The sequence below is a fragment of the Aquabacterium soli genome (assembly GCF_003933735.1).
GTDB classification, from domain to species: domain Bacteria; phylum Pseudomonadota; class Gammaproteobacteria; order Burkholderiales; family Burkholderiaceae_C; genus Aquabacterium; species Aquabacterium soli.
This window is the reverse complement of record NZ_RSED01000001.1, coordinates 227182-240002: the sequence shown is the minus strand read 5'-3', so window position 1 is coordinate 240002 and position 12821 is coordinate 227182. Positions and strand designations below refer to the sequence as shown.

Genomic DNA, 12821 nt, shown 5'->3' with positions numbered 1-12821 from the left:
CTGGGGTCAGACCGCAGCCGCACCGGCGACGATCTCGGACAATTCCTTGGTGATCGCGGCCTGGCGGGTCTTGTTGTAGACCAGCTTGAGCTCACCGATCACGGAGCCTGCGTTGTCGGTCGCGGCCTTCATGGCCACCATGCGTGCCGACTGCTCGGACGCCATGTTCTCGGCCACGGCCTGGTAGACCAACGCCTCGACGTAGCGCACCAACAGGTCATCGATCACGGCCTGCGCATCAGGCTCGTAGATGTAGTCCCACTGGTGGTTCTCGTCGGCCTGCAGATCGCCGGCCTTCAGCGGCAGCAGCTGCTCGACCATCGGCTCCTGCTTCATCGTGTTGATGAAGCGGGTGAAGCACAGGTAGACCGCGCTCAGCTCGCCGGCCGCGTAAGCGTCCAGCACCACCTTGGTCGGCCCGATCAGCTTGTCGAGGTGGGGCGTGTCGCCCATGCCCGTGACATGCGAGACCACCTTGGCACCGATGCGGTTGAAAAAGCCGAACGCCTTGTTGCCGATCGCGACCACTTCCGACTTGATGCCTTCGCCTTCAAGCTCGCGTAGCTTGTTGGTCACGGCACGCAGCACGTTGGTGTTGAGGCCACCGCACAGGCCCTTGTCCGTGCTCACCACGATGAAGCCCACCTTCTTGGCGCCAACGTTGGCGACCATGAAGGGGTGGACGTACTCGGGGTTTGCCTTGGACAGGTTGGCTGCGATGTTGCGCACCTTTTCAGCGTAAGGCCGGGCCGCGCGCATGCGATCCTGCGCCTTGCGCATCTTAGAAGCCGCGACCATTTCCATGGCCTTGGTGATCTTCTTGGTGTTCTCGACGCTCTTGATCTTGCCGCGTATTTCCTTGCCTGCCGCCATGGCGTGCTCCTTAGGCGAAGGTCTTCTTGAAGGCAGCGATGGCTGCTTCAAGTTCGCCTTCGGCTGCCTTGTCCAGAGCCTTGGAGGCTTCCAGCTTGCTCAGCAGATCGGCGTGGCTGGTCTTGAGGAACTGGTGCAGACCGGATTCGAAGGCCAGGACCTTCTTCACGTCCACATCGTCCATGAAGCCCTTGTTCACGGCGTACAGCGTCGCGCCCATCAGCGAGATCGGCAGCGGCGAGTACTGAGCCTGCTTGAGCAGTTCGGTCACGCGGGCACCACGGTCCAGCTGCTTGCGGGTGGCTTCGTCCAGGTCGGAGGCGAACTGCGCGAACGCGGCCAGTTCACGGTACTGCGCCAGGTCGGTACGGATACCGCCGGACAGGCCTTTGATCAGCTTGGTCTGGGCAGCGCCACCCACGCGCGACACCGAGATACCGGCGTTGATGGCGGGACGGATACCGGCGTTGAACAGGCTGGTTTCCAGGAAGATCTGGCCGTCGGTGATCGAGATCACGTTGGTCGGAACGAAGGCGGACACGTCACCGGCTTGCGTTTCGATGATGGGCAGTGCCGTCAGCGAACCCGTCTTGCCCTTGACTTCACCCTTGGTGAAGGCTTCGACGTAGTCGGCGTTCACGCGGGCTGCACGCTCCAGCAGACGCGAGTGGATGTAGAACACGTCACCAGGGAAGGCTTCGCGGCCGGGAGGACGGCGCAGCAGCAGCGACACTTGGCGGTAGGCCACGGCCTGCTTGGACAGGTCGTCATAGACGATCAGCGCGTCTTCGCCGCGGTCGCGGAAGTACTCGCCCATCGCGCAGCCGGAGTAGGCCGACACGAACTGCATGGCAGCAGAGTCAGAGGCCGACGCGGCCACGACGATGGTGTAGGCCATCGCGCCGGCTTGTTCCAGCGCGCGCACCACGTTCTTGATCGACGAAGCCTTCTGGCCGATGGCGACGTAGATGCACGTCACGCCCTGGCCCTTCTGGTTGATGATCGCGTCGATGGCGACGGCGGTCTTGCCGGTCTGGCGGTCGCCGATGATCAGCTCACGCTGGCCACGGCCGACGGGCACCATCGAGTCGATCGACTTCAGGCCGGTCTGCAGGGGTTGCGACACCGACTCACGGGCGATCACGCCGGGAGCGATCTTCTCGATGGGAGAAGACAGCTTGGCGTTGATCGGGCCCTTGCCATCGATGGGCTGGCCCAGGGCGTTGACCACGCGGCCAACCAGCTCGGGGCCCACGGGCACTTCCAGGATGCGGCCGGTGGTCTTGACCACGTCGCCTTCGGAGATGTGCTCGTAGCCGCCCAGGATCACGGCGCCAACGGAGTCGCGCTCGAGGTTCAGGGCCAGGCCGTAGGTGGGCACGCCGCTGGCATCAGCGGGGAACTCCAGCATTTCGCCCTGCATGGCATCGGACAGGCCGTGCACGCGGACGATACCGTCGGTCACGGAGATGACCGTGCCTTGGTTGCGGATGTCGGCAGCCGCGCCGAGACCTTCGATGCGGCTCTTGATCAGTTCGGAAATTTCTGCGGGATTCAGTTGCATTGCTTTGCTCCCAGTCTGGTCAAGGGCTGCACAGGGCAGACCTCGTTGACAACGACCGGCTGGATTTCAGGGTTCACTTGACAGCCCTGAAGGCCAGCCAGTGGGGGGTGGGCGACCATGTGTGCACCAGTCTTGGACAGGCAGCTCTCCGGGGTCAGGCCAGGAGGGCCGTCTTCATGCGCTCCAGGCGGGCCTTGACGGAGGTGTCGAGCACCTCGTCGCCCACCACCACGCGCACGCCACCGATCAGCGTCGGGTCCAGCTGGACCGTGGGCTGCAGCTTGCGGCCGAAGCGCTTCTCCAGGGCACCCTGGATGTCGGCCAGTTGGGCGGCATCGACAGGGAAGGCACTGTAGACAGTGGCTTCGGACACACCCTGACGGGCATGCACGAGGGATTGGAACTGCTCGGCCATCAGCGGCAGGGCCGCCAGACGACCGTTGTCAAGAACGGTACGCAAGAAGTTGGCCACGGCCGGCGCCAGCGCCACCTTGGCGGCACCCGACATCACTTCGAAGACTTGCTCCTTGGTGACGACGGGGTTGTCCGCCAGGGACCGCAGCTGCGGGTCGCGGGCCACCGTGGCCAGGGCCTCGACCTGACCGAGCCAGGCAGCCTGGTCGGCATCGGACGCGGCCTTGAACAAGGCGTCGGCGTAAGGGCGGGCGATGGTGGCAAGCTCGGCCATGATCACAGCTCCGTTTTGAGGCGGCTCAGCAGGTCGGCGTGGACCTGGGGCGAGACTTCGCGCTGCAGAATCTGCTCGGCGCCCTTGACCGCCAGCGTGGCGACCTGCTCGCGCAGGGCCTCACGGGCACGCACGACCAGCTGGTCGGCTTCGGCCTTGGCGTCGGCGACGATCTTGGCGGCCTCGGCCGCTGCGCGGCTTTTGGCATCCTCGACCAGCGTGTTGCCGCGCTTTTCAGCGTCGGCAATGCGCTTGGCGATGTCTTCGCGGGACTGAGCGAGTTCCTGCTGCACGCGCTGGTTGGCGGAGGCCAGTTCGGACTTCGCCTTGTCAGCGGCAGCCAGACCGTCCGCGATCTTGGTGGCGCGCTCGTCGAGAGCCTTCGTGATCGGGGGCCACACGAACTTCATCGTGAACCACCACAGGATCATGAAGACCACGATCTGCGCAATCAGCGTTGCGTTCAGATTCACGGCTCGGACCTTTCTCGGTTAATTGAAAAACTCAGTCGAGAAAGACCGATTACTTCGGCAGGTTCGCGATGAACGGGTTGGCGAACGCGAACAGCATGGCGATACCGACACCGATCAGGAAGGCGGCGTCGATCAGACCGGCCAGCAGGAACATCTTGGTCTGCAGTTCGTTCATCAGCTCAGGCTGACGAGCGGTCGCTTCGAAGTACTTGCCACCCATCAGGGAGATACCGATACAAGCACCCAGGGCGCCCAGACCGATGATCAGACCACAAGCCAGCGCGACATTGCCCAACACGAGTTCCATGATTGCTCCTAAAGAAAAAAGTGAGGTTGGTAAGGAAAGAGAGGAAACGGGAGAGAGAGGATCAGTGACCTTCGTGGGCCTGACCGATGTACACCAGGGTCAGCATCATGAAGATGAAGGCCTGCAAGGTGATGATCAGGATGTGGAAGATGGCCCAGGCAGTGCCTGCGATCACATGGCCGATCCACAGGCCGATGCCACCCAGCGAGGCGAACCCCACGGCGCCCATCAGCGCGATCAGCATGAACACCAGCTCGCCGGCGTACATGTTGCCCCACAGCCGCATGCCGTGGGAGATGGTCTTGGCGCCGAACTCGATCAGGTTCAGACCAAAGTTGGCCGGCGCCAGCAGGATGATGCCGACAGGGCCGTGCGCATGGAACGGAGCCGTGAACAGCTCCTTGAGCCAGCCGAACAGGCCCTTGATCTTGACGTTGTAGTACAGGCAGATCAGCAGCACGCTGACGGACATGCCCAGGGTGATGGACAGGTCGGCCGAGGCCACGACACGCATATAGGCGTGGTGGGGATCATGCCCCTGCGCCTCATAGGCCTTGGCCCACAGGCTGGGCAGCAGGTCCAGCGGCAGCAGATCCATCGCGTTCATGAAGAAAATCCACACGAACACCGTCAAGGCCACCGGGGCCACAGCCTTGCGGGACGTGGCATTGTGGATGATGCCCTTGGCTTGCGAATCGACCATCTCGACGATCAGCTCGACCGCGGCCTGGAAACGCCCCGGCACACCCGATGTTGCCCGACTGGCGGCGCGCCACAGCAGGAACACGGCCAGCAGGCCCAGCGACACCGACCAGAAGATCGAGTCGTAGTTGATGTACGAGAAGTCCGCGATGGCCTGCGGCTCCGCGTGGTTCTGCCAGTGGCGCAGGTGGTGATTGATGTATTCACCGGCCGTTGGCGCGTGGTGGGCCACGGCTCCGGCCGCGGTATCGTGTGCATCAGCAGACATCAGCAACTCTCGTCAGACTCTAGATTTCTTGGAGCCCTGCCACAGCAGGACCAGCCCATTGACCTTCAGGCACAACACCAGGGTGACCAGCAGCGCAACCCAATCCAGCGAGGGCACCCACTTGGGCGCCAACGCGAGCAGGGCCACCACCAGTGCCAGCTTGACGACCTCCCAGAACAGGAGCCCACCCAAACTGCGCCTTGCCCCGCGTCCGAACACCCCACGCACCATGAGCGCGCCGGGCACCACCACCACCGCTGCACCATAAAGTGCAGAGATGAGCGATGGCAGGTTGCGAGAAAGGCCTCCCCAGATCACCGCCACGACCACCCCGATCAGCGCTTGCAGCGCGATCACCCGCCAAGGCGAGAGGGAGGGGCTTTTCGCGATCAGGGCCTGCGCCTCTTCTCGCGTGAGCGGTTGCACCGGGGGATCAGGCTCTTGCTGCGGCCAGAATGAATCCTGCCACCCTGCAGTTGCAGGTGCTTTCGCTGGAGCCCCTGGCGCCACCGCAGGGGAGGATGGCATGGGCTTTTCCATGAAAGAACACTAGCAACCACGTTGGCCACCGCGCCGGCACACCCCGTTAAAGGCAAGCCCGCACTGGCAGCGCACAATGAACCCGACCTGATGTCGGCAAAACCCAAAGATTATACGTGCTTACCCCCACGCAAACCAAGCCCCCTGCACATCGCGCATCGCGGGCAAGTGCTGATGCCCCCGTGAATGGATGATTAATCGCAGCGCACCAGTCGCGTGCGCACGACAGAAAACGGTGCATCACAGAGGGAGGACGCACCTCAAGGAGGAGCGCAAGAGACACCACCAGAACCGCCGGCGTGACGCGACAAATCTAACGCGTCATCCCTCGATTGGGGGGAGCCCCCGGGCAAGCCCCATCCTGTTCAGAAGGGTCCGACTGGCATGCTCTCGAACAATCGTTCACTGAAACACTTTGTTTCCGGCCTTCTCTCCATGCGGCATGCATGGAGCGCTTCGCGAGGGCCACCAACGGAGCAACACCATGGCCAGTCCCGCGCACAAGGAAAAGACCCGGACCTTCTTCCGTCCCATCTCGTCGGTCACTGTGTCGCACATCAAGCAGATGTACGAGCTGTACTCGCAGTACTACGAGAACACCTCGCTGGACATCTTCCTGAGCGACCTCAGCAAGAAGTCGGGCGTGATCCTGGTCGAGCGCAAGGCCGACGACCGCCTGGTAGGGTTCTCGACACAGACCTTCTTCGATCTGAAGATCGAGAACAAGCGCGTGCGGGGCATCTTCAGCGGCGACACCATCATCGAGAAGGAGTACTGGGGCAACAACGACCTGGCCAACACCTTCTACCGCCGCCTGATCATCGAGCGCATCAAGCGCCCCTTCGTGCCGTTCTACTGGTTCCTGATCTCCAAGGGGTACAAGACCTACCTCTTGATGACCAACAACTTCTACAACTACTACCCGAAGGTCGATGGCAACCGCGCCGGCCGCGACGACCACTACCGCGCCATCACCGAGGCCTATTGCCAGCAGCTGTTCCCCGATGCGTTCGATCGCAAGAACATGGTGCTCGACTTCGGTGAAGACTACGTGCGCCTGAAGGGCGAAGTGGCCGACATCACCAACGAGCTCAAGGCCAGCAACCCGCACATCGCCTTCTTCGAGAAGGTGAACCCCGGCTGGCGCCGCGGCACCGAAGTGCCCTGCCTGGCAGCGTGCGATTACGAAAGCCTGTTCCGCTCCATCGTGGACGTGCCCTGGAAGTGGGTGAAGAAGCACATCCTCGGCACCCACAAGCCTGAAGGTCTGGCTGTGGCACGCAAGATGGACAACGAGCAGCGCGCCACCGCGTCGACAGCCTGGCTGGACACCGATGTCCAGGACGGACTGGAGAGCGGCAAGGCTTCCTGAGCATGGGCGCAGGAACCTCATTCGGCCACCAACTCCTCAAGCTGCTGGTCACCCCCGGGTGCCGGCGTTTCGAACGGCACCTCGGCGAGCTGGAGGCCATCCAGCGCGGCCGGCTGTCGCGTTGGCTGGCCGCCGTGGCCGCATCGCCCGAGGGGCAGCGCCGCGGCGTGCGCGCGGACTGGACCTGGGAGCAGTTCGCCCAGCACATGCCGCTGACCACCTACGGCGACTACGCAGAGGCCCTGGAGCGCCAGCGTGCGTCGCGCGGACGCGAGATGGTCGATTCACCGGTGATGCGCTACCAGCCCACCAGCGGCTCCACCTCCGCTGTCAAATGGATCCCGTACAGCAAGCTGTTCCTGGAAGAGCTCGACGAGGTCATCAGCGCCTGGGTGGGTGACCTGTATCGCCAGTTCCCAAAGCAGGGGCGCGGCACGCACTACTGGTCGCTGTCGTGGATCCCCACCGACATGCGCGGCCAGACCGCCGGCGACATCAACGACGACATGAAGATGCTGTCGTGGGGCAAGCGGCTGCTGGCTTATCTGACGCAGTCGGTGCCGCAGGACGTGGCCCTGGCCGAAACCTCGGACGACTCGCTGTTCGCCACCGTGGCCTACCTGGTGGCCGACGAGACACTGGGCTTCATCTCGGTGTGGAGCCCCACGTTCGCGCTGGGCGCCCTGGAGCAGCTCTCGCACTGGCGCGAAGAGTTGGCACAGGTGATGGACACCGGCGACTGGGGCGCACGCGCGGCCCGCATGCCCGGCGTGGCCTGCCCGCGCTCAGCCCGCGCCGCGCAACTGCTGCGCGCCTGGGACGGCCAGCTCGATCCCGCCTTCTTCGCCAAGCTGTGGCCCGGCCTGGCCGTGGTCAGCTCATGGGACACGGCTGCGGCCGCCCCCTGGGCCGACAAGTTGCGCGCCCTGCTGCCGCATGCCAATTTCCAGGGCAAGGGCCTGTGGGCCACCGAGGGCGTGGTGACCTTCCCTTTCCAGGGTCGCTTCCCGCTGGCCTACCTCAGCCACTTCTACGAGTTCGAGGACACGGCCACCGGCCAGGTGCTGGCGCCGTGGCAGGTGCGTGAAGGCATGGAGGTGATCCCCATCCTGACCACCGGCTCCGGCTTTGCCCGCTACAAAATGAGCGATGTGGTACGCGTGGACGGCTTCCTGGGCCAAGTGCCCTGCCTGACCTTCCTGGGCCGCAACGACGGCGTCGACCTGGTGGGCGAGAAGACCAGCGCCACATTGGCCCAGCAGATCCAGGACGGCATGTCGCTGCAGGGCAGCCTGCCCGTGACCCTGCTGGCCCTGGACCAGAGCACCCGCCTGTCGCCCGGCTACGTGCTGCTGGTGGAATGCGCCGAGGGCACCGACCGCGGCGCGCTGGAAAGCTCGCTGGGCCGCCAGCTGGAGCAGGCCCTGCTGAACAACTTCCACTACAAGCTGGCGCGCGAACTGGGCCAGCTGCAACCCGCGGCCTGCGTGGCTTTGCCGCACATGCGGGATTTGTACCTTGACCAATGCCGCCTGCGTGGCATGGTCGAGGGCAACATCAAGATCGAGCCGCTGCGGCACTGGAAGGGGCAGATCCCCGATGTGCTGAGGCAGGCCCTGGACGAACCGGCCGTGGCCGCCTGACGTCACCGACGTTCCGGCCTCAGCAGTACCCACCACGCCGCACCACCCAACGCATTCGACGAGGACTCCATGACCATCACCGTGCGTCTCGGCACGCCCGCCGACAATCCCAAGATCCATGATCTGATCAGCAAGATCACGATGCCGGGGCCGGCCGAAATGTGCTTTCAGCGCCAGCCGGATTTCTTCATCGGCGCCAAGGTGATCGGCGACGAGTTCGTGCTGGCCGTGGCCGACGACTCCGAGCGCCCCGAGGTGCTGGCCGGCCTGACGGTGATCTCCGGCCGCGACCTGTACATCAGTGGCCAGCGCCGCCGCGTGTACTACTCGGGCGACACGCGCGTGGACCCGTACTACCGCCGCCGCGGCATCGCCTCGCAGATGTTCGTGGCCCAGAAGGAATACCGCAGCACCACCGATCTGCTGCAGGGCATCGTGATCAAGGACAACGTGGCCCCGCTCGAGGCCGCCAAGAACGCGGCCGATGGCGTGCTGTTCGACTACTGGGTCAGCCACACGATCGAGACGAGCTTCATCTTCACGCGCAAGATCAAGCCGCGCATCCCGGCCGGCGTGGAGATCCGCGCGGCCACGGCCGCCGACGTCCCCGCCATGCAGGCCTTCTTTGACCGCGAGGCCCCGCGCCGCAACGGCTACCCCTGCTACGAGTTCGCGAAGGTGCTGGCCAACGACCCGTACTACGCGGGCATCTCGATCGGCGACTACGCCCTCGCGTTCAAGGCCGGCCAGATCATCGGCATCCTGGGCAGCTGGAACCAGAAGGCCTACAAGCAGACCCGCGTGATGGGCTTCAAACCGCCCATCGGCCTGATCCGCCCGCTGTACAACCTCTACGCCTCGATCGCCGGGGGCTTTCGCCTGCCGCCGGTGGGCGGGGTGCTGAACTACCTGACCCTGCACACCACGCTGGTCGCGAACGACGACAAGGATGTGTTCCGTGCGCTGATCGACTGGATCATGGCCCACCAGGGCCAGAAGTACGATGCGCTGGCCTGCGGCATCACGCACGGCGACCCGCTGGTCGAGGTGCCGCGCGGCTACAAGCGCCAGAAGCTGTTCTCCAGCCACTTCTGGCTGAGCTACGGTGAGGACCCCCGCCCCGGCATCGACAACCGTCCCTTGTTCGTCGAACTGGGGCGCCTGTGATCTCGTGACCATGGCAGGCCATCGCCAAGCCTGCCTCCATGACCTTTGTTGAGTGAAGTTCCCATGAAACGCCTGTCGTTCAACCCCTCGTCCGCCCCGATCCGCCCCGCCCTGGCCCGGCCTGCGCTGTGTGCCAGCCTGCTGCTGGCAGCCGCCGGCCTGAGCGGCTGTCTGGAAGGTGATGCCCGATCCCAGTTGCCTGGCTACATCGAGGCCGACATCACCGCGGTGGCCACGCCGGTGGCCGGCACGCTGTTCCAGATGGGCGTGAAGGAAGGCCAGGTCGTCAAGAGCGGCGAGAAGCTCTACACGCTGGAATCCAACCGCGAGCAGGCGCAACTGGCGGAGGCCCAGGCGCGCAAACTGCAGGCCGAATCGCAGCAACAGAACCTGAGCAAGGGCGCCCGCAAGGACGAGCTGGAGCAGGTGCGCGCCAAGCTGCGCTACGCCAAGGCCCAACTGGCCCAGATGCAGACCAACCTGAAGAAGAGCGAGACCCTGGTCAAGAAGGGCTTCATCGCCGAGGCGCAGGTGGACGCAGACCGCACCAATGTGGCACTGGCCCAGGCCCAGGTCGAAGAAGCCCGCGCCGCGCTGCGCCAGGCCAAGGAAGGCGGCCGCGACGACGAGAAGCGCGCGGCCGCGGCCCAGGCGTCGGCCGCCGTGGCCGGGGTGGCGCAGGTGGAATGGCTGCTGCAGCAAAAGCAGGTCACGGCCCCCGTCGATGGCGTGGTGCAGGAGATCTTCGTGCGCCAGGGCGAGTTCGCGCAGACCGGTGCCTCGGTGCTGTCCATCCTGCAGAAGGACAGCCTGCGCGTGCGCTTCTTCGTGCCCAACGACCTGCGCCCGCGCTTTTTGCCCGGCTCGCAGTTCCAGGTGAAGGTGTCGGGCTGCGACGAAACCCTGACGGCCCGCACCACCCGCGTGAGCGCCCGCCCCGAGTACACCAACCCGCTGATGTTCGGCCCCGAGCTGCGTGACCGCCTGAGCTTCCTGACCGAAGGCCGCATCGAAGGTGCCAGCAAGTGCTCCGTGCCCCCCGGCACCCCGGTGGGCGTGGTCCTGGCCCAGACACAAGGCTGACCGCAGACACGACGAAAGCGAAAGGCCCGACGTGTCTTCAGCGACCACCCTCATCGAGGTCAAGAACCTCACCAAGACCTTTGGCACGCACACGGTCGTCGATCAGCTCGACATGACGATCGAGCCAGGGCAGCTCTATGCCTTCCTGGGCCCCAACGGCAGCGGCAAGACCACGGCCATCCGGATGATGTGCGGCCTGGTGCCGCTCACCTCGGGCGGTGGCACCTGCATGGGCTACGACATCGCCACGCAGTCGGACAAGATCAAGCCGCTGCTGGGCTACATGACGCAGCACTTCAGCCTCTACCCAGACCTGACGGTGCGCGAGAACCTGGAGTTCGTCTGCCGCCTGTACGGCGTGAAGGACATCCCGGGCCGCCTGAACGAACTGGTCAAGCAGTTCGCCTTCGACGACCTGGGCCGCGACAAGCAACTGGTGGGCACACTGTCGGGCGGCTGGAAGCAGCGCCTGGCACTGGCCTGCGCCATGTCGCACCGCCCCAAGCTGCTGCTGCTGGACGAACCCACTGCCGGCGTGGACCCGAAGGCCCGCGAGGCCTTCTGGGACATCCTGCAGGAGATCTCGGCCAGCGGCGTGTCTACCCTGGTCAGCACCCACTACATGGACGAGGCCATGCGCTCGCATCGCCTGGCCTACATGCTCTATGGCCGGCTGCTGGTCGACGACAAGCCTGAAGAGGTGATCGCCAAGAGCCACCTGGTGGCCATGCAGGTGGGCCTGAAGGGCCCCGTGGACCTGGTGGCCATCAGCCGCGACCCACGCGTGGTGCGCCTTTCGCGCCAGGGCAACAGCGTGCGCCTGGTGGCCCGCTCCAAGGAGGATGTGGCCAGCTGGCTGCAGACCCTGGGCGATTCGGCCGGCGCGGTGCACGAGATCGACGTGGGCCTGGAAGACGTCTTCTTCCACCTGACCCTGCAGCAGCAGGGCACCAACACCTCTTTCTGAGCGCAAAGCAGTCATGTCTCCCCATCGCATCTACGCCATCGCCCAGAAAGAGTGGCTGCACATGGTGCGCGACCGGCTCACCTTCATGTCCCTGATGGTCGCCACCATCAGCTACGTGATCGTGTTCGGCTACGCCATCAACCCCGATCCGCGACACATCGACACCATCATGGTGGACCACGACAAGAGCGAGTTCTCGCGCCTGTACCGTGCTGCCCTGATCCAGAGCGTCTACCTGAAGGTGGACCCGCGCGAGATGTCGGCCGAGCAGGCCAGCGAATACCTGCGCAAGGCCAAGACCTCCGTGGTGATCGAGATCCCACCCGATTTCACGCGCAACCTGATGGCTGGCAAGACAGCGCAGTTGCTGGTGGAGGCCGATGCGACCGACCCGGTCTCGCTGAATGGCGCCATATCGTCCACCGGCGAGGTGGCGCGGCAGGTGGCCGCCCACATCCTGCGCAAGGACCAGCTGCACCAGCCCAGCATCGGCCCCAACGTGGATGTGCGCGTGCAGCGGCGCTTCAACCCGTCCAGCGAACACACCTTCTACATCATCCCCGGGGTGGTGGGCATGATCCTGAACATGTCGCTGATCATGATGACGGCCATGTCGATCACGCGCGAGAAGGAGCGCGGCTCGATGGAGTTCATGATGGTGACGCCCACGGCGCCATCGGAGGTGATCGTCGGCAAGATGATCCCCTACTTCTTCATGGGGATCGTGCAGGTGCTCAGCATCCTGGCCATCGCCTTCTGGCTGTTCAAGATGCCGCTGACGGGCAGCGCCTGGGCCCTGGCCTCGCTGCTGTTCGTCTACGGCGTGACCACGCTGATGGTGGGCATCTTGATCTCGACCGCGGCGCAATCACAGATCCAGGCCATGCAGCTGTCGTTCTACTACATGATGCCGACCATCATGCTGTCGGGTTTCATGTTCCCGTACAGCGGCATGCCGGCCTGGGCGCAGTGGATATCGTCCACCCTGCCGATGACCTACTTCATCCGCGGGGCGCGGGGCGTGTTCCTCAAGGAATTCGGCATCGCCGACATGTGGCCCAACCTGTGGCCCATCGGGGTGGCCTTCCTGGTGTTCCTGGTGACCTCGATCAAGAGCTACCGCAAGACGCTCAATTGATGGGTGGGCAGCCCGGCCGAGCACGGCCAGGCTGCC

At 64.6% G+C, this 12821-nt stretch carries 13 protein-coding genes; 6 read left to right on the top strand and 7 right to left on the bottom strand.

From position 1 onward, the window contains the following. Positions 1-6: 6 nt before the first annotated feature. The 7 genes from atpG to EIP75_RS00920 form a co-directional block, all read right to left on the bottom strand. Positions 7-873 carry a F0F1 ATP synthase subunit gamma gene (atpG, locus tag EIP75_RS00950; protein WP_125241337.1) on the bottom strand — a complete coding sequence of 289 codons (867 nt, stop codon included), beginning with the start codon at positions 871-873 and terminating at the stop codon, positions 7-9. A gap of 10 nt (positions 874-883) precedes the next feature. Beyond that, on the bottom strand, positions 884-2437 hold the full coding sequence (gene atpA / locus EIP75_RS00945) for a F0F1 ATP synthase subunit alpha (protein WP_125241336.1): 1554 nt from the start codon (positions 2435-2437) through the stop codon (positions 884-886). Positions 2438-2591: 154 nt separating this feature from the next. Then, entirely contained in the window at positions 2592-3125 is a 534-nt protein-coding gene (locus tag EIP75_RS00940; protein ID WP_125241335.1) for a F0F1 ATP synthase subunit delta, read from the bottom strand. A gap of 2 nt (positions 3126-3127) precedes the next feature. After that, entirely contained in the window at positions 3128-3598 is a 471-nt protein-coding gene (locus EIP75_RS00935; RefSeq protein ID WP_125241334.1) for a F0F1 ATP synthase subunit B, read from the bottom strand. A gap of 49 nt (positions 3599-3647) precedes the next feature. Next, positions 3648-3905: a F0F1 ATP synthase subunit C gene (gene atpE, locus EIP75_RS00930; RefSeq protein ID WP_125241333.1), complete on the bottom strand. Its 258-nt coding sequence runs from the start codon at positions 3903-3905 to the stop codon at positions 3648-3650. 61 nt (positions 3906-3966) lie between these two features. Beyond that, complete coding sequence (atpB, locus tag EIP75_RS00925) at positions 3967-4875, bottom strand: F0F1 ATP synthase subunit A (protein WP_125241332.1); 909 nt, start codon at positions 4873-4875, stop codon at positions 3967-3969. A gap of 12 nt (positions 4876-4887) precedes the next feature. Then, positions 4888-5301, bottom strand: a complete 414-nt coding sequence (locus EIP75_RS00920) for an ATP synthase subunit I (protein ID WP_233584613.1) — start codon at positions 5299-5301, stop codon at positions 4888-4890. Positions 5302-5899: 598 nt separating this feature from the next. Here EIP75_RS00920 and EIP75_RS00915 point away from each other — a divergent pair. The 6 genes from EIP75_RS00915 (at position 5900) to EIP75_RS00890 (ending at position 12785) form a co-directional block, all read left to right on the top strand. Further along, on the top strand, positions 5900-6787 hold the full coding sequence (locus EIP75_RS00915; RefSeq protein WP_199758456.1) for a hypothetical protein: 888 nt from the start codon (positions 5900-5902) through the stop codon (positions 6785-6787). Between the two features lie 2 nt (positions 6788-6789). Further along, on the top strand, positions 6790-8430 hold the full coding sequence (locus tag EIP75_RS00910) for a GH3 family acyl-acid amido synthetase (RefSeq protein ID WP_125241330.1): 1641 nt from the start codon (positions 6790-6792) through the stop codon (positions 8428-8430). Positions 8431-8499: 69 nt separating this feature from the next. Continuing rightward, positions 8500-9597 (top strand): GNAT family N-acetyltransferase, encoded by a 1098-nt coding sequence (locus EIP75_RS00905; RefSeq protein WP_125241329.1) that lies wholly within the window; start codon positions 8500-8502, stop codon positions 9595-9597. A gap of 63 nt (positions 9598-9660) precedes the next feature. Beyond that, positions 9661-10680 carry an HlyD family secretion protein gene (locus EIP75_RS00900; RefSeq protein WP_125241328.1) on the top strand — a complete coding sequence of 340 codons (1020 nt, stop codon included), beginning with the start codon at positions 9661-9663 and terminating at the stop codon, positions 10678-10680. Positions 10681-10711: 31 nt separating this feature from the next. Next, positions 10712-11647, top strand: a complete 936-nt coding sequence (locus EIP75_RS00895; RefSeq protein ID WP_233584612.1) for an ABC transporter ATP-binding protein — start codon at positions 10712-10714, stop codon at positions 11645-11647. A gap of 13 nt (positions 11648-11660) precedes the next feature. Next, entirely contained in the window at positions 11661-12785 is a 1125-nt protein-coding gene (locus EIP75_RS00890) for an ABC transporter permease (protein WP_125241327.1), read from the top strand. Positions 12786-12821 lie beyond the last annotated feature (36 nt).